The 18,343-nt window shown below is 57.1% G+C and carries 13 protein-coding genes and 1 pseudogene; 12 read left to right on the plus strand and 2 right to left on the minus strand.

Features of this window, described 5'->3' with window-relative positions:
- Positions 1-7 precede the first annotated feature (7 nt).
- From RAC60_RS20005 to RAC60_RS20035, 7 genes and pseudogenes are all read left to right on the plus strand, one after another.
- A pseudogene (locus tag RAC60_RS20005) lies at positions 8-907 on the plus strand (ABC transporter substrate-binding protein).
- 375 nt (positions 908-1,282) lie between these two features.
- Complete coding sequence (locus tag RAC60_RS20010) at positions 1,283-1,885, plus strand: cupin domain-containing protein (RefSeq protein ID WP_033739757.1); 603 nt, start codon at positions 1,283-1,285, stop codon at positions 1,883-1,885.
- A 301-nt stretch (positions 1,886-2,186) separates the two neighbouring features.
- A complete protein-coding gene (locus RAC60_RS20015; protein WP_033739756.1) occupies positions 2,187-3,893 on the plus strand; it encodes a lysophospholipid acyltransferase family protein in 1,707 nt (568 codons plus the stop codon).
- 74 nt (positions 3,894-3,967) lie between these two features.
- Positions 3,968-5,035 carry an ABC transporter ATP-binding protein gene (locus RAC60_RS20020; protein ID WP_375094208.1) on the plus strand — a complete coding sequence of 356 codons (1,068 nt, stop codon included), beginning with the start codon at positions 3,968-3,970 and terminating at the stop codon, positions 5,033-5,035.
- 15 nt (positions 5,036-5,050) lie between these two features.
- Entirely contained in the window at positions 5,051-6,052 is a 1,002-nt protein-coding gene (locus RAC60_RS20025) for an ABC transporter substrate-binding protein (RefSeq protein ID WP_039342226.1), read from the plus strand.
- A gap of 2 nt (positions 6,053-6,054) precedes the next feature.
- Entirely contained in the window at positions 6,055-7,797 is a 1,743-nt protein-coding gene (locus tag RAC60_RS20030) for an iron ABC transporter permease (RefSeq protein WP_033739752.1), read from the plus strand.
- Entirely contained in the window at positions 7,785-8,873 is a 1,089-nt protein-coding gene (locus RAC60_RS20035; RefSeq protein WP_033739751.1) for an MBL fold metallo-hydrolase, read from the plus strand. The genes RAC60_RS20030 and RAC60_RS20035 overlap by 13 nt, the downstream gene beginning before the upstream one ends.
- A gap of 17 nt (positions 8,874-8,890) precedes the next feature.
- Here the strand turns inward: RAC60_RS20035 and RAC60_RS20040 are convergent, their stop codons facing one another.
- On the minus strand, positions 8,891-9,955 hold the full coding sequence (locus RAC60_RS20040) for a LacI family DNA-binding transcriptional regulator (RefSeq protein WP_039342364.1): 1,065 nt from the start codon (positions 9,953-9,955) through the stop codon (positions 8,891-8,893).
- Between the two features lie 217 nt (positions 9,956-10,172).
- Here RAC60_RS20040 and RAC60_RS20045 point away from each other — a divergent pair, with 217 nt between their 5' ends.
- A complete protein-coding gene (locus RAC60_RS20045; RefSeq protein ID WP_033739750.1) occupies positions 10,173-11,480 on the plus strand; it encodes an MFS transporter in 1,308 nt (435 codons plus the stop codon).
- A gap of 10 nt (positions 11,481-11,490) precedes the next feature.
- On the plus strand, positions 11,491-13,854 hold the full coding sequence (locus RAC60_RS20050; RefSeq protein WP_375094210.1) for a TIM-barrel domain-containing protein: 2,364 nt from the start codon (positions 11,491-11,493) through the stop codon (positions 13,852-13,854).
- A gap of 70 nt (positions 13,855-13,924) precedes the next feature.
- On the opposite strand, the gene ftnA is transcribed toward RAC60_RS20050, so the two are convergent.
- Positions 13,925-14,431 carry a non-heme ferritin gene (gene ftnA, locus RAC60_RS20055; protein WP_006117595.1) on the minus strand — a complete coding sequence of 169 codons (507 nt, stop codon included), beginning with the start codon at positions 14,429-14,431 and terminating at the stop codon, positions 13,925-13,927.
- Between the two features lie 423 nt (positions 14,432-14,854).
- Between ftnA and RAC60_RS20060 the strand changes: the two genes are divergently transcribed.
- From RAC60_RS20060 to osmY, 3 genes are all read left to right on the plus strand, one after another.
- Positions 14,855-15,454 (plus strand): pentapeptide repeat-containing protein, encoded by a 600-nt coding sequence (locus RAC60_RS20060; protein ID WP_375094217.1) that lies wholly within the window; start codon positions 14,855-14,857, stop codon positions 15,452-15,454.
- Positions 15,455-15,801: 347 nt separating this feature from the next.
- Complete coding sequence (gene prfC, locus RAC60_RS20065; protein WP_039342235.1) at positions 15,802-17,388, plus strand: peptide chain release factor 3; 1,587 nt, start codon at positions 15,802-15,804, stop codon at positions 17,386-17,388.
- A 255-nt stretch (positions 17,389-17,643) separates the two neighbouring features.
- Positions 17,644-18,258 carry a molecular chaperone OsmY gene (gene osmY / locus RAC60_RS20070; protein WP_006117598.1) on the plus strand — a complete coding sequence of 205 codons (615 nt, stop codon included), beginning with the start codon at positions 17,644-17,646 and terminating at the stop codon, positions 18,256-18,258.
- Positions 18,259-18,343: the final 85 nt, after the last annotated feature.

Here is an 18,343-nt window from a genome sequence, read left to right on the forward strand (position 1 = left end):
AGCCGATATGAAATACGCGTCTCTGACGCTGTTAGCGGTGTTGGTGAGCGGTGCGGTATGCGCCGAAGAAAGACGGGATGCCGCCCAGAATGAACAGCCCATTCATGCGCCCGTGAACCCGGAAGCGGTGAGAAAAATCCCGGCGAATTTTCCGTTTGTGGAGCCGGGCACCTTGACCGTCGCCACCTCGGCTATCCACTCACCGCCGCTGGCGCTGCTGGCGTCGGATAACGTGACGCGCATTGGCAGCGATCCGGACATCGCCCGCCTGCTGGCAGACAGCCTGGGACTCAAACTGAAACTGGTGCCGGCCTCCTGGGAGGACTGGCCCCTGGGCATTCGCGCAGGCCGCTATGACGTAGCCATGTTTAACATCGCAGTAACCGAAGAGCGAAAGCAGAAATTTGATTTCGCGACCTATCGTGCCGATAACCATGCCTTTTCGGTCAAAGCTGACAGTCCCCTCCGCGCGATCACCTCACCGGCGGACGTGGCAGGGAAACGTATCATCGTGGCCTCGGGGACCAATCAGGAACGCATTCTGCTGAACTGGGACGCACAGAATCGGGCGAAGGGCTTGCCGCCGGTTACGCCGATCTATCTGACCGATGATGCTTCAGCCACGCTGTATTTGCTATCAGGGCGGGCCGATGTGATGTTTGGTCCACATTCTGTGGCGGCCTGAAAAGTCGCCTCACGGGGCCAGACGAAACTGGTGGGCCAGGGGCCGTTTCGCGCCTGGGTTGCCGTCACGACGAAAAAGGGCAATGGCCTGGCGGCGGCGCTGCAAACTGCACTCGATGGCACGATTGCAGGCGGACAATATCAGCAGGTTTTGCAACGCTGGGGTGAGCAGGATGAGGCGATCACCCATTCCACGATTAACCCACCCGGTATTGTGTACTGATTCAGGGCCTGCAGGCGGATTTTCCCCCACAGGCCCTGACAGTCCAGCGCCAGCACGGGCGAATAATCCCGTCTCATCTGACAGAAGAAGGCTGCGCGGTCAGCCTGTTTTCGCTCATCCCTTCCTGATATAAACAGGCTGCATGGCCGGTTGCCCTGGCAGGTTTTCCCGGCCTGCTCAGCGACGGGCGCATTGTGTTGCGCGTTTTACAGATTAATCCTACCACGATACAAAGCCTTACCGACTTAAGGTGGAATTGTTAACAATTAATTTGGCTTTGGTTAGCGAGTTTGGATGATTGTGTAAATTGTGATGCATGGCGCACATTACATCACCTGCGACCTTTGTCACACTATAGAAAAAAGGAGACATTGTATGACTGCCCAAACTTCCAGTCTGATGTTGCTGATGTCTTTCGCCGCAGGGACATTTTCAGCCGGTGCATCGAATAACCCGCAACATTTGATGTTCGCCAGCCCGTCTGCTGGCGTGCCCAATAATCCGTTGCCGCTCATCATCTGGCCGCGCGTTGTGCCTGAAGAGGAAGAGGACATCGCGCGCTGGTTTGAGACGACGTTTGAAAAAAATGGCTGGCCTTCGGACTGGCGCGATCAGATCTTCCCCTACATGCACTATCATCCCAACACGCATGAGCTGCTGGGTGTGGCGGAAGGCTGGGCTGAAGTGCTGTTTGGTGGGGACAGCGGCCGTATGATTACCCTGCGGGCGGGCGATGCCGTCCTGATTCCTGCGGGCGTTGGGCACCGTCAGGTGTCGGCCAGCGAAGACTTCGTGGCCGTGGGCGCGTATCCCGAGGGCCTGAAGCCCGAGATTCTGCGCGACGAAATCGGCCTGCTCAAACTGTCGCAGGAAAAAGTGAAAAAAGTGCCCCTGCCAACACGCGATCCCTTCACAGGCAAAGCCGGGGCGATGACGGAGATCTGGAATCCCGTTGCCACCATCATGCACCAGCAGTAAGGCAGGGACCCGCTGCACGGTTGCGCTGCCGTTTTTTACGCCGCGCAACCGCCCCTTGTTTCTCCCGGCAAGGGCAAGTGGCTGCCACGTCATAGCCGACTTTTCCCCCTTTACGCCGCGTTTCGCTCTGGCGAAATTGTCTTTATTAACCTGCTGTTTTTAGTAAATAAAATCCGTATTTCCATGCGTTCTCAGCAGACTGTGCTGACAATTTTGCCCTTCGATTTGTCCCGATTCATAAAAGTGCAAACATCGCGACTTACTTTCGCTGTATCTCTGGGACAGGCACGAAAGGTTAACTATGTTTTCAGTCGATCAGGTTATTGAGAGTTTCTGGCCTAACCAGCGTCCTGCCAACTGGCAGAAACGGATGCTGAAGTGGGTGTTGCGTGAAGATGAATTCCAGCGCTTTGCCGCGCGCTATCCCCACCTGAAAGGGCTGGATATGGTGGAGCAGGTACTGGAACACCTTGATGTACGCTGCGAACTCAGCGAGCGCGATCTGGAACAAATCCCGCCGCGCGGCCCGGTCGTGGTGGTGGCGAACCATCCGCTGGGCACGATTGATGGCATGGCACTCCTGCATGCGATCTCCCAGGTGCGCCGTGATGTCAAAATCGTGGCAAACCGGTTGATTATGTTACTGGAGCCGCTCAACAGTCTGATGTTGCCTGTCGACAATATCGGTAACCGTACCAGCCGCCAGCAGCTGCAACACATGCAGCAGCACCTCAATAATCAGGGCGTACTGATTATTTTCCCTGCCGGGGAAGTTTCCCGTCTCACCAGCGCGGGCGTTCGCGACCGTGAATGGCATCACAGCTTCCTGCGCCTTGCCGCGAAAGCCCGCGCACCGCTGGTACCGGTGCACGTTGAAGGGCGTAACAGCTCCCTGTTTTACACCACCGCCAAAGTCGCCCCACCGGTGGCGATGCTGATGCTGGTGCGTGAAATGTTTAAGCAGCGCGGCATGCGCATCAAACTGCGCATTGGAGCACAGATTCCGTTCGCGCACTGGCACGATGGTCACACGCCAGGCAAAGAGCTGGCAAAACGTGTGCGTAAACATGTCTATCGCCTGGGGCAGGGGAAAAAGGGGCTCTTCCAGACCGAATCCGCTATCGCCCTGGCGGAAGACCGCGCTGAACTGAAGAAAGCGCTACTGCAAAGCGAGCTGCTGGGAACGACCACCGACGGTAAGCAGATCTATCTGTGGCGACGCAACGGCGCAACCTGGGTGCCAATCCTGCGCGAGCTGGGCCGGTTGCGTGAAATTGCGTTTCGCGCCGTGGGCGAGGGCAGCGGACGTCGTCGTGACCTGGACAGCTACGATGATGACTATTATCACCTGATTCTGTGGGACGACGCCGAACTGGAAATCGTCGGTGCCTACCGGTTTATTCCGGGTGGCGAACAACTGGAAAGGCGCGGAATGGAAGGCCTCTACAGCCACAGCCTGTTCCATTACGATGAACGGATGATCCCGATCCTGCGCCAGGGCATCGAGCTGGGCCGTAGCTTTATTCAGCCAGCCTATTGGGGCAAACGTGGACTGGATTACCTCTGGCTCGGCATTGGTGCCTATGTCGCCAAATATCCCGAAGTACGCTATCTGTTCGGGCCGGTCTCGATTTCAGGCACCATGCCGCTGGCGGCGCGTGATTTGCTGGTGGCGTTCTACCGCATCTACTTCCCCACAGATTTTCCGCTGGCCACCTCACGCTGCCCGTATCCGGCCTCGCTGCCTGACGTGCTGGCACAGTTCAGCGGTAATGATTACAAAGAGGATCTGCAGCGGCTGAAACAACTGCTCAGTAACCTTGGCGCCGCGATTCCGACCCTGTACAAACAGTACTGCGAAGTGTACGAGCCGGGCGGCGTGCAGTTTATTGATTTCGGTAGCGATCCCGATTTTAACAACTGTATCGATGGGCTGGTGCTGGCGGATCTCACCAAAATCAAGCCGTCGCGCTATGAACGTTACGTGGCGGTGCATCTGCCGAAGTAGCGGGATGTCACGGTGCTGTCATCAACGTGTCGTAACGTTTAACGCAGGACGTTTATGGCAAAGGCACAGTAGATATGGCCGCACTCTCTCTCACCGGGCTGCATAAGGCCTTCGCGGCGCAGCCGGTTATCCATGACGTAACGCTGAAGATCCAGCAGGGCGAATTTGTCGCCGTGCTGGGTCCGTCCGGCTGCGGCAAGACAACCTTGCTACGCCTGATCGCCGGATTCGAAACCCTGGATCGCGGCGAGATTCGGGTGGACGACACCGTGTTTGCTGCTCCGGATTTTCACCTGCCTCCGGAACGTCGCGATCTTGGCGTGGTGTTTCAAAACTACGCGCTGTGGCCGCACATGACGGTGGCCGAAAACGTGGGCTACAGCCTGAAAGTCACCGGCGTAAACCGAACTGAACGGGCGGATCGCATCCGGCAGGCCTTGACGCTGGTCGATCTGCTGGCGTTTGCCGATCGGCACCCGGCCGATCTCTCCGGGGGCCAGCGTCAGCGCGTGGCGCTGGCGCGTTGTCTGGTGGCCAGGCCACGGCTGGTGCTGCTTGATGAACCCCTGGCTAACCTTGACGTACATCTGCGCGCGGCGATGGAAGACGAATTTCGCCGTTTTCATCGTCACAGCGGCGCGACGCTGATTTACATCACCCACGATCAGCGTGAGGCCATGGCACTGGCCGATCGTATTGTGGTGATGGAGGGGGGGCAGGTGATGCAGTTTGCCTCGCCACAAACCTTGTGGCGCGAACCGGCCAACGAGATGGTTGCTACCTTTATCGATGAAGGACGTGTGCTACCGATACAGGATATTGAACCCCTGGGACAGGGCGTGGCATCGGTCATGCTCTGCGGTACGCGACTACGGCTGCGTTGTGCCGCGCAGCAGACAGCCTTACCTTATGGCAAAGCCAGTTTCCATCGCGCCAGTTTCCGCCTGGCCCGGGGCGAAACCGGGCATTTTGCCGCGCAGATCACACGTCTGGTCTACCGTGGCGGTCATTACGACGTCCATCTGTCCCCCTCGGCAGCGCCTGATGTGTCTTTTACCCTGGCCCTCGACGACGTTTCTGCGCTTACGGTTGACGATACCGTCGGCATTATCGTGACTGACGGCTGGATTCTCCCCGCATAAAGGACTTCAGACAGTATGAAAAAGGCTATTTTCACTTCGGTGACCTCGCTGCTGTTTACCGTATTGCTGGCAGGCTCAGCGCTGGCGCAGGCGGCAGACCAGCCCACCGGTAAACTGGTGGTGTACACCTCGCAGGCACCGGAAATTGCACAGCAAACGATGGATGCGTTCAAAGCGGCCTATCCCGATATTCAGGTGGAGTGGACGCGCAACGGCACCACGCAGTTAATGAATGTGCTGCATACGGAAATGATGAGCGGAAGAGTCAAGCCTGATGTGCTGCTGGTTGCGGATGCCATTAATCTCGGCGCGCTGAAGAAAGAGCAGCAGCTCTATGCCTATCAGGACGCCCCCGTTGCACACCTGAAGCCGTCCTTCTACGATCGTGACAAGACCTTTTTTGGCACCAAGATCATTGCCACGGTCATTGCCTACAACACGCAACGGGCCAAACCGGTCAACAGCTGGAACGCATTGCTCAACGCCGATAACAAAGGGCAAATCGCGATGCCGAGTCCGCTCTATTCCGGGGCGGCCTTGTACAAACTGCATACCGACATCGCCACGCCTGACATCGGCTGGAACTTCTATAAACAGCTGGCGGCGCTGGGCATTGCGCCGCAGGGAGGCAACGGGCCAGCACTGAAAGCCGTGGCGAGCGGGATGGATAAATATGGCGTGATCACCGATGCCGATATTATCCGGGCGAAAAAGCAAGGATCGCCGATCGATCTGGTGTATCCCAAAGAGGGCGTGTCTTACGTCACCGAACCGGTTGCCATTATGAAATCCGTCCACAACCTGCCCGCTGCGAAAGCCTTTGTGAATTTTTTACTGTCAGAGCAGGGCCAGAAACTGGTGGCCGATCAGGGCAACCGGCCGGTTGACGATCGCGTAGCCGCGCCGGAAGGCTTTGCTCCGGTTGCGCAGATCAAACTGCTGACGCCGGACGTGGAAAAGGCGGTTGCGGATGATGCGCAGGTGCGGGCGCAGTTTACCGCACTGTTCGGAGGCTGAGCATGAGCGTGCTGAGTCACGACAGTCAGCCTCGCTGCTGGCATCTTACACGCGGGCGTTTTCGCGCCGAGCCGTGGGTGCTGGGCGTGCTGGTGTTGATGATTGGGCTGCTGTCGGTGGCGCCTTTTGCCCGGCTTATCTGGACGGCGGTAGCGCCGCAGGGCGTCCCCGATCTGACGCGGCTGGCGCAGTTGCTGGTCAGTCGGCGGGTCCTCAGTGCAACGCTCAATACCTTGAGTATCGGGCTTTGTGCCACACTGTTGTCGCTGCTGCTGGGCACGCTCGCTGCCTGGCTGGTCGCGCTCAGCGATATGCGCGCCAAAGCAGCCTGGGTTTTTGCGTTTATTCTGCCCTTGATGATTCCGCCCCAGGTGACCGCGCTGGCCTGGCTGCAGGCGCTGGCACCGGGTAGCCTGCTGGCCTCACTGTTTCAGTTACTGGGTTTACCCTGGTTCGCGCCGGGCGATCAGCCGCTCTTTTCATGGGGCGGCATCGTACTGCTGCTGGGCCTGCACAGCGCGCCGCTGGTGTTTCTGACGGTACGGGCCGGTCTGCGGCGTTTACCCGCCGAACTGGTGGAAGCGGCGCGTATCAGTGGCGCGTCACATGGGCAGATTCTTCGCACCATCATTTTGCCGCTGGCGCGTCCGGCCCTGTTTGCCGGCGCCGCGCTGGCCTTTGTCGCGGCCGTCGGCAATTTTGGTATTCAGGCCATGCTGGGCATTCCGGCGCGCCTGCCCACGCTTATCACCCTGGTCTATCAACAGCTTAACGCGACAGGTCCGGGGGCGTTGCCGGACACGGCTGTCTATTCGTTGCTGATGGCGCTGATTAGCCTGTCGGGCATGCTGCTGAGCGGCTGGCTGGGCGGACGGCGCGATGTCCGCGTCAGTGGATCCCCGCAGGCGTGGCGACAACCGCTACAGGGCGCACGTTTGCCGACAGAAATTCTGGCCTGGCTGTGGATGGTCGCAACGCTTATCCTGCCCGTCAGTGCGTTGCTGACCAGCGCGTTGACGCGGGGTTTTGGACAGGCTCTGACGTGGCAAACCCTGACGCTGGAAAACTTTTTTCAGGCGCTGTGGGGCTATCCCGCCATCCGCCATGCTTTTGCAACCAGCCTGTGGCTGACCGGGCTGGCGACGCTGATCCTGACCGCCATGGCGCTGTTTCTGGCTTTTTTTCTGAGCTGGCAGCGTACCCGACTGGTTCGCGGCCTGTGGTTCGCCAGCGAGCTGACCTATGCGCTGCCCGGTATTGTCACCGGCGTGGCGGCAATCCTGTTTTTTCTGCCGCCGCTTCCGCTGCTGGACGTGTCGATTTATGGCACGGTCTGGATCATTCTGGCCGCCTATCTGTCCAACTTTCTGGCGCTGGTGTTGCGGCCTGTGCTGGCTGGCTTCGCGCAAATCGAACCTGCGCTTGATGAAGCCGCCCGTCTGTGTGGCGCAGGACTGATGCGCCGTATGCGCGATATCTTACTGCCGCTGGCCGCACCCTCCGCACTGGCAGGCGGTCTGTTGGTGTTTCTTACCGCGTTAAACGAAATTCAGGTATCGGTTCTGCTGGTGACATCGGAAACGCAAACCCTCGGTCCCACGATTATCTTTCTTGATGAAGGCGGATCTGCCCCGCTGGCGGCGGCGGTGGGTTGCCTGATGATACTGGTGGTTCTGACCTTAATGCTGCTGGCGACGCGTTTAACGCGTCGTCTGCCACAGGGTACATTGCCATGGCAAGCCTGACCGTTGTAAGCGGGGTGGGCGGCAAATTGCCCGCGGCGTTCCTGCTGGAGATTCAGGGCTATCGTCTGCTGTGGGACCTGGGAGCCGGGCCGGAGCCGGGCGTCAGACCCGATCTGGCCGCCATCGGTCAGGTTGATGCGATCTGCCTGACCCATTCTCATCGCGATCATACCGGGGCGCTGGACAGCTGGCAGCAACTGGGCTCGCCACCGGTTTACGCGACGGACATCACCTGGCAGCAGTTGGGCGACGGTCCGGTGCCTGCGCGCTGCCGACATGCGCTGCCTTTACAGGGCCAGTGCGCCGTAGGGCCACTGAATCTGTTTACCGGCCGGAGCGGACATTCACCGGGATCCGTGTGGCTTCATCTGCCTGTCGCTGGCGGCATCACCTATATGGGTGACTGGAGCCGCGAGTCATTATTGTTACCGTTTGACCGCCCACCACGGGCGCGCTGGCTGATTACCGATGCGTCCTACGGCGACCGTCATCAGCGTCTGCATCAACAGGTCGACGCGCTGGTGCAGGCGGCCCGACACGGGGCGGTGGTCACGGCACCGTTACATGGCAGAGGGCCAGAGATGGCCCTGCGACTGCGCAGCCAGGGATTACCGGTCAGGCTGTGTCCGCAGGTGCGCGAGGAAGTCTCCCAGTTGCTGGCGCAAAAAACGTTACCGGCCGCCACGGCGCTGGCGTTACTGCCGCTGCTGCGCGAGCCGACACCGGCACGCTGGCAACCTGACAGCGTAATCGTGGCTGCCGATGCGGTCGCCGACAGCGGTCTGGCGGCCACGCTGAGCCACTGCCCTGAGTTTACCCTGATTTTTAGTAGCCACGTCGCCCGCGGGACACGAGCCTTTGAGATGCTGCAAAACGGGCTGGCGCAGTGGCTGCCCTGGAACGTTCATCCGCCGCTGGACGATCAACTGGCCCTGATAAAACACTGCGGAGCCGAGCAGGTGATCCCCGCCTTTGTCGCACCCGAACAGTGTCAGCAGTTGATGGCCCGTGCAGGTAGCACGCTGTGCTGGCAGCGTCACTTCACGCTGTCATCCCGCTGGGAGAGTTTTGTCTGACGCTTTAGCAAACGGCTTCAACTGTAAAGCCCGTACTGCTGGACCGGCGCATGGCCCGGATTATCCCGGATACGGCGTACCGAATCGCGCACCACCAGTTTGCCGTTCAGCAGCAGGTTACCCGGAGGAAGATCCGGATCTAACCGGAGCGACTGAAGAATTCTCACCGCGGCTTCGCCCAGCTCATCGCGTGGCACCTGTACCGAGGTTAAGGGAATCTCCTGAACGGTCGCCAGGTTAAAACCATCCATGCTCATCACCGACACATCCTCCGGCACCCGCAGGCCCGCCTGCTGTAACGCCTGAACCGCCCCGGCGGCAATATAATCGCCGCTGGCCAGAATGGCCGTGGGCCGCTGCGCCTGAGGGCAATGGCGCAGGTAGTCGCTCAGCCGGTCACGGGCGTCATTGCTGCTAAAGCTGTTCAGCGTTAACAGATGCTGACGGCTGTCGAAGCGCAGATTCATGGCATGCCAGGCATCACGGACGCCCTGTAGCCGCTGCTCCATCGTGTAGCGCCGCAGGCAGTGCAGCGACAGGATTTGCCGGTGGCCCTGTTCAAACAGATAGCGTGCTGAGAACTCGCCAATCAGATGATGATCGGGGGAGACCGACGGCAGGCGCATCCGGCGGTCGCGGGCATTAATCAGCACGCAGGGCTTGTGCATTTCAGCGGCCAGCTGATGGATATGTTCATCATCAATACCAATCACCAGCGCAGCTTCGGTCTGCTGCATCTTATCGATAAACAGTGCCGCATCGCTGTCGACTTCTTCCAGCGGGCAGTAGCGCACCCGGACATCGTGCGGTTTCACGGCTTCGCTGATCCCCTGGATCACCTTGTAATAGAAAATATCCGTACGGATATCGAAGGCACGCGGCGGCGCAAACACGATCAGGTCATTAAGCAGCAGCCGGCCATGGTGTAGGTTGTCCAGCACACCTTGCTGTTGGGCAATACGCAGTACCTTGTCGCGCGTGGCAGGGCGAATGTTGGCTTTGCCGGCCAGAACGCGTGAAACCGTGCTCACCGACACACCGCTCAGGGCGGCAATTTCGCTCACTTTTAAGCTTTGTTTCATTCTGTGATCGCCCTCAAGTCTGCAAATGAAAAATTTTTCATAAAGTGCTGAATCGTGTCCTTTCTGGTGTGAACGGACATTTTTGTTGTGCTGCAAGCTTGCCATGAAAAGAGTTGCAAAAAATTGGCTGTACCCACGTTTTGCGCTTTTTTAAGGTCGGGGCAGAGAGAAGTTTGTTCACGGCAACGTGATAATCACTGGCTACAGGAGCGTCATCATGAGTCTCGACTCAACCTCTGCCCGCAGCGCATCGCGCCCGCTGCGGATCATAAAAAATCTGCGCTGGTGGATGCTGGGCATGTTTCTGCTTGGCGTGACGGTGAACTACATCACCCGAAATTCCCTGGGCATTCTGGCCCCTGAACTGAAAAACACCCTGAATATGAGCACCGAGCAATATTCCTGGGTCGTTGCCGCCTTCCAGCTGGCCTACACGTTGTTTCAGCCCGTGTGCGGTTGGTTAATCGATGTCATCGGTCTGAAGATGGGCTTTCTGATTTGCGCCGTCATCTGGTCGATCACCTGCCTGCTGCACGCCGGGGCGGGAAGCTGGCTACATCTGGCGCTGCTGCGCTTTGTGATGGGTGCCTCCGAAGCGGCGGCGACGCCGGCCAACGCCAAGGCCATCGGCGAATGGTTTCCGAAAAAGGAACGTCCGGTTGCGGCAGGCTGGGCGGGCGTGGGGTTCTCTATTGGCGCGATGCTGGCACCGCCCATCATCTATGTCGCCCATATCTCCTTTGGCTGGCAGGGCGCGTTCCTGCTGACCGGCGGCCTTGGCCTTATCTGGGTCGCGCTCTGGTGGTGGGGTTATCACTCACCGGAACGCCATCCTCGTTTGTCGGATGAAGAGCGGGATTTTATTACGCAGGACAAGGAAGTCATCGGTGAAAAGTTACCGTTCTTTACCGCGCTGAAAGTCATCGGCAAAGAAAAGAAATTCTATGGCATTGCCATTCCGGCCTTTTTAGCCGAACCCGCCTGGGCCGTGCTGAGCTTTTGGGTGCCGCTCTACCTCGCCAATGAACGCGGCATGGATCTGAAACAGATCGTGATGTTTGCCTGGCTGCCCTTCCTGGCGGCAGATATTGGCAGCGTGGCCAGTGGTTATCTGACCAAAATCTATGTGCGCTGGTTTGGCTGCACCCGGGTGAACTCGATCGTCGCCAGTTCGATCACCGGTGCGGTGCTGATGATCTCGCTGGCGTTAATGACGCTGGTTAAAGATCCCTACCTGGCCATCGCGCTGATCTCCATTGGTGGCTTCGGTCATCAGGTGATCTCCTGCATGTTGAGTGCGCTGGTGGTGGAGCGTTTTGATCGCCGTCAGATGGCGACGGTCAACGGCATGCGCGGATCCTGCGCCTGGATCGCCAGCTTTATCTTCTCGCTGATTATCGGCGTCACCGCCGACACGATTGGCTTCAATCCCCTGTTTATTGCCATGGGTTTCTTTGACCTGATTGGCGCGGTTTTCCTGGTGATGTTTATCGCCGAACGCCGCCAGAATATTGCTAAAAATTGAGGGTAATCTGATGAAAACGCTTAAGACATGGACGCTCCATCAGCAGGCAGCGCACTTCGTCGAACTGAAAACCGAGCAGCGTCACATTTTACGTATTTACGTATTGGAAAGCGGGCTGATGCGCGTGTTATTGAAACGCGACGGGGAGCTGGCATTAAACCGGACCTGGAGCATTGCGCCTCAGGATGACGTGCCCTGGCAGGGGCGCGATCGGGAATCGCTGGAAGGCTTTTCGTTGCCCGCGTTCACCTTTGAACAGGGGGCGCAGTTTGTTCGCCTGGCCACCGACCGGCTGCGCGTGACGGTCCATTCGCCGTTGTACCTTAGCTGGGAGCATTTCGATGGTACCGAGTGGCAGCCGCTGGCGGCCGATCGTCATACCGGGGCTTATCTGCTGAACATGCATGGCGATGGCGTTGAACATTACCAGCGCCGTCAGCCGCAGGATCGGGTGTATGGCCTGGGCGAAAAGAGCGGGGATCTTAACCGGGTTAATCGCCGCTATGAGATGCGTAATCTGGATGCGATGGGCTATAACGCGGCCAGCACCGATCCGCTCTATAAACATATTCCCTTCACGCTGACCCAGCGCGACGGCGTCAGTTTTGGCCTGTTCTACGATAATCTTTCCAGTAGCTGGCTCGATCTGGGCAATGAGCTGGATAATTACCATCTGCCTTATCGCCGCTATCGTGCAGAGGCGGGCGATCTGGATTACTACATGATGCTGGGGCCGACGCTGCTGGATGTGACCAAGGCGTTTGTGCGCCTGACGGGCCGAACGCTCTTTCAGCCGAAATGGAGCCTGGGCTACAGCGGATCCACCATGCACTACACCGATGCGCCGGATGCGCAACATCAGCTGCTCTCCTTCATCCAGCTGTGCCGTGAGCATGAGATCCCCTGTGATTCGTTTCAGCTGTCATCCGGTTATACCTCGATTAATAACAAGCGCTATGTCTTTAACTGGAACTACGACAAAGTGCCCAATCCCGAGGCGATGACCGCCGCGTTCCATGATGCCGGGATGAAGCTGGCAGCCAATATCAAACCCTGTCTGTTACAGGATCATCCGCGCTATGACGAGGTGGCGGCTCAGGGGCTGTTTATCCGTGATTCTGAGCAGGATAAGCCAGAACGCTCCGTGTTCTGGGACGACGAAGGTTCGCATCTGGATTTCACCCATCCCAAAACGGTGGCGTGGTGGCAGGAAAACGTCACGGAGCAGTTGCTGAAAAAAGGCATCGACGCGACCTGGAACGACAACAATGAATATGAAGTCTGGGACGGCGAAGCGCGCTGTCATGGCTTCGGCCAGCCGATTGCCATTAAGCATATTCGTCCGGTCATGCCGTTGCTGATGATGCGCGCCTCGCTGGAAGCCCAACAGCGTTTTGCCCCGGAAAAACGCCCGTACCTGATTTCCCGTTCGGGTTGTGCCGGTATGCAACGCTATGTGCAGACCTGGAGCGGGGATAACCGGACCAACTGGCAGACCCTGCGCTACAACATCCGCATGGGACTGGGGATGAGCCTGTCAGGATTGTTTAACGTGGGGCACGATGTCGGCGGCTTTGCCGGGGATAAACCGGATCCGGAGCTGTTTGTGCGCTGGGTTCAGAATGGTGTTATGCATCCGCGTTTTACCATTCACTCATGGAATGACGATCACACCGTGAATGAGCCGTGGATGTATCCGGAAGCCACGCCAATGATTCGCGAGGCGATTCGCCTGCGTTACCGGCTGATGCCGTATCTGTATACGCTGGCATGGCAGGCCAGCGCGCACGATGAACCGATGCTGCGTCCGACTTTCCTGGACCATGAGAACGATGCACGGACCTATGATGAGTGCGATGACTTTATGCTGGGACGCGACCTGCTGGTCTCCAGCGTTGTGGAGCAGGGCGCGCGTACCCGATCCGTATATCTGCCCGAGAATCCACACGGCTGGTATGACTGGCATAACGGCAACTGGCTGGCGGGCGGACAAACAGTTACGCTGGATGCACCGCTGGATCGCCTGCCGCTGCTGGTGCGCGCAGGTGCCGCGCTTCCGCTTGGCCAGTGTGAAACCACCACCGATGCGCAACGTGACAACGTGCGTGAACTGCAGGTATGGCCTGCGCCGGGCAACGCCACGACCCACGGTGAGCTGTTTGACGATGACGGCGAGTCGCACGGCTGGCGCCAGGGCAATGCACTCTGGCTGAGCTGGACGTTAACCAGTAGCGCGTCGCGGCTGGATCTGACGGTCGAGAAGCGCGGGGATTATCTGCCAGCATGGCGGGAAATGACGGTTATCTTACCGCCGGGTGAGAAACGTACGTTGTGGATCAATGGTGAAATGACATCATGCTATCGGCTGGCATAAGCCGTAACGTGTCAGACCGGTAGGGTTTGTCACAATAACCACCGGCCCACCTGCGTGGGCCGGTTTGTATTCAGGCTGAGTGCGTTTCAGTGCTCATGCGTCCCAGGTCTTTATCTACCAGGAACAGGCCATTGCCGCCTTCGCCGACCATCGCCAGTTTGTCCAGTACGGTTTTAAACAGCTTCTCTTCTTCATGCTGTTCCGCAACGTACCATTGCAGGAAGTTGAAGGTCGAATAGTCCTGGGTGGTCATTGCCGCATGGGCCAGCTCGTTAATCTTACTGGTGATCAGCTTTTCATGATCCAGCGCCTGAATCAGCACTTCGTTCAGTGAATTGTAGGCAACAGGCGGGGCTGCGATGGTACCCAGCACCGGCATCGCACCGGTATCGCTCAGGTAGTTAAACAGGCGCTGCATGTGTTCCATTTCTTCACGTGAGTGCATTTTCAGGAAGGACGCTGCGCCCTCATAGCCTTTATCGCTGCACCACGCACTCATCTGTAAATAGAGATTCGCGGAGAAAAATTCCAGGTTCAGCTGGTCGTTTAAACGCCCAGTCATTTCAGCAGTCAGCATGGCCGCGTCCTTATTTCATTGTAAATAGACAGGTGATAAGTGATGAATTATGCATCAGGCTTATAAGAAATGTGAAGCGTTTTGTTAAAAAAATACCATTTTATCTGATTGATTTAAAAAGAATTATTTCAACTCTTGAATGCGAGCGATTATCATTGTGGTCTGCTTTTCTGCCTGTGTCTGAGCCAGGTTGTGCCGGACGCGCGGGCGTGAAGGCGGTTTATCCAGTCGGCCCGGATCCGTCAGTGGACTGCGTTCTGCGGCGTTCTGCTACTGTCCGGCAACCGCTTTTTCCCGTCATGGTGATAAGGTAAGGCCATAATCGCGTCAGGAAGCATGAACAGCATTACACTGGTGTGCCTGGCCGGGGTTTACTATGCGGAGCGGGGTCTGTGTCTTCGCACGAAAGAGGATGGCGTAAAAATGCAATCTTTGGAAAGCAACACTGAATACTATGATGCGTGTTTTACCACCTGCGATCTCAGCGAACGGGTGCTCACGCAGGCGCATTTTGAAGACTGTGAATTTACGCACGTTAACTTTATCTCGGCGCGCTTTTTGGCCTGTAAATTCATTAACTGCGTCTTTACGCACTGTAACCTCAGTCTGGTCGATCCGTCTGGCACCCGCTTCTTTGGCGTTCACTTTAACGACTGCAAGCTGACCGGCATGGACTGGACGAAAGCCTGGTGGCCTGATTTTTACCTGGACCATGAATTGCACTTTTCAACGTGTATCCTGACCAGCGGATCGTTTTTTGGTCTGCGGCTGCACGGCGTGAAAATGGAAGGATGCAAACTGATCGAGGTGGATTTCAGAGAGTGCGATTTAACGGGTGCCGCGCTGACCGAGTGTGACATGACGGGCAGCCTGTTTCATCACACCGTGCTGCGCGGGGCCGATCTGACGGAATCCTGGCATTACGCCATCAACATCTTTAACAACACAGTCGAAAAAGCCCGCTTTTCGCGGCTGGAGGCGGTTTGCCTGCTGGAAAGTCTGGGCATTGAGTTGGTGGATTAACCCGCTGGCGAGGCGGCGGGATGAATACCGTAAAGACGGGAGAAAACCCGGCGTCATTTCCCCCGCGTTGACTTCACCAGTAGCCATCTGCTGCACAGTGAACCGCTGTTTGCCGGTGGCGCGACTTTCTCTTCCGTCCGCTGTAGGCCAATAGCGCAAAATATTGTATGCTATGCCGCCTTAAAGTTGACCAGGTAACCGGAATCACGCCAATGTAACTTTGCGCTCATCCCGCGACGACAGAAAGTCGCATCTGGCACCGTTTACTCGCCGGTAAAATTCTGCCGGCCACCGTGATTTATCTGCCGCGCCTGAGAGTGCGTGGCTACGTTGAGAAGAATTCACTCATGTCTAATCCCTTTTTAGAAGAGGTGGCACGCCGCCGCACCTTCGCGATTATCTCGCACCCGGATGCCGGTAAAACCACCATCACCGAAAAAGTTCTGCTGTTCGGACAGGCTATCCAGACCGCCGGTACGGTAAAAGGCCGTGGCTCTAACCAGCACGCAAAATCCGACTGGATGGAGATGGAAAAGCAGCGTGGTATTTCGATTACTACCTCCGTTATGCAGTTTCCCTATCGTGACAGCCTGGTAAACCTGCTGGATACACCGGGGCACGAAGACTTCTCCGAGGATACCTATCGTACGCTGACGGCGGTCGACTGCTGCCTGATGGTGATCGATGCGGCGAAAGGCGTCGAGGATCGTACCCGTAAGCTGATGGAAGTAACCCGTCTGCGCGATACGCCGATCCTGACCTTTATGAACAAACTTGACCGTGATATCCGCGATCCGATGGAGTTGCTGGATGAAGTGGAAAGTGAGCTAAAAATTGCCTGCGCGCCCATCACCTGGCCGATTGGCTGCGGCAAGCTGTTTAAAGGCGTTTACCATCTCTACAAGGACGAAACCTACCTGTATCAGACCGGTAAAGGTCACACGATTCAGGAAGTCCGCATCGTTAAGGGCCTGAACAACCCTGACCTCGATGCGGCCGTCGGGGAAGAGCTGGCCTCGCAGCTGCGTGACGAGCTGGAGCTGGTGCAGGGCGCATCACACGAGTTTGAACTGGACGCGTTTCTCAGCGGTCAGCTGTCGCCGGTGTTCTTCGGAACCGCACTGGGTAACTTCGGCGTAGATCATATGCTGGATGGCCTGGTGGCGTGGGCGCCGCGCCCTATGCCGCGCCAGACCGATACCCGCACCGTTGAAGCCAAAGAAGAGAAATTCACGGGCTTCGTGTTTAAAATTCAGGCCAACATGGACCCGAAACACCGTGACCGCGTGGCCTTTATGCGCGTCGTGTCGGGGCGTTATGAAAAAGGCATGAAGCTGCGTCAGGTCCGTACCGGCAAAGATGTAGTGATTTCGGATGCGTTGACCTTTATGGCGGGCGACCGTTCGCATGTGGAAGAAGCCTATCCGGGCGACATTATCGGCCTGCATAACCACGGCACCATTCAGATCGGCGACACCTTTACGCAGGGTGAAAACATGAAGTTTACCGGGATTCCGAACTTCGCCCCCGAACTGTTCCGCCGTATCCGCCTGCGCGATCCGCTTAAGCAGAAACAGCTGCTGAAAGGATTAGTCCAGCTGTCGGAAGAGGGTGCAGTGCAGGTGTTCCGCCCGGTGCATAACAACGACCTGATTGTCGGTGCGGTCGGTGTGCTGCAGTTTGACGTGGTGGTGGCGCGCCTGAAGAGCGAATACAACGTCGAAGCCATCTATGAGGCGATTAACGTGTCGACGGCGCGCTGGGTTGAATGCAAAGACGCCAAAAAATTTGAAGATTTCCAGCGTAAAAACGAGGTCAACCTCGCGCTGGATGGCGGCGATAATCTGACCTATATCGCCCCAACAATGGTGAACCTGAACATCACTCAGGAGCGCTATCCTGACGTCATTTTCCGCAAAACCCGCGAGCACTAATCGCGTTTTCCGGGCCATTCTCCCTGGGAATGGCCCGGTTTCCCACGATACAGAACCCTCCTAAAACACGCTTTTTCCTCGCTTTTGACGCACGATCAACCAGTTACCCGAGCAAAGTGCCAAATCCCGACTATCCTTATTTCATCGGACGGTTAAAGAGACTTATTTCTCCATGCGTCCTGTGCCGCAGTAGCGTTGTTTGCTGCTCTTGCGCCCACAGTCTGGGGCGAATTAACAGATAGAAGGATGATATCGATGCACACAACTAAGCTTACTAAAACATTAATGGCTGCAATGGTAGGTACCGCACTGTTAAGCGGAAACGTCTTTGCAGAAGAGTCCGCGTCTCAGAAAGCGTCACAAACTGCTGACAGCGCGGGCGCGAAAATCGACAGCTCAATGAAGAAAGTCGGTGGCTTTATGGACGACAGCGCGGTGACCGCGAAAGCGAAAGCGGCGCTGGTGGATGACGACTCGATTAAGAGCACCGATATTTCGGTCAAAACCCACAACGGCGTTGTGACGCTGAGCGGTTTCGTGACTTCACAAGACCAGGCGGAAAAAGCCGTGGCCGTGGTGAAGAAAGTGGAAGGCGTGAAATCCGTTAGTGACAAGCTGCACGTAAAAGACGTGAAAAAGCAGTCCATGAAAGGTTATGCCGGTGACGCTGCCACAACCAGCGAAATTAAAGCTAAGCTATTAGCAGATGACAAGGTTCCTTCACGTAACGTGAAAGTTGAAACCACCGACGGTGTGGTACAGCTCTCAGGTGAAGTGGCGAACCAGGCGCAGTCCGATCGTGCCGAGAGCATCGCGAAAGCTATCGAAGGCGTAAAAAGTGTTAAAAACGACCTGAAGGTCAAGTCTTAACATGAATCCGTGCGGCCTCTGTCCGGGCCGCACAAATAAGAATACCCATCCTGGGATGAAACAAGCAGTTCAATATTAAAAATGG

This window comes from Pantoea sp. BR_17 (assembly GCF_041955125.1).
In the GTDB taxonomy this organism is placed as follows: domain Bacteria; phylum Pseudomonadota; class Gammaproteobacteria; order Enterobacterales; family Enterobacteriaceae; genus Pantoea; species Pantoea stewartii.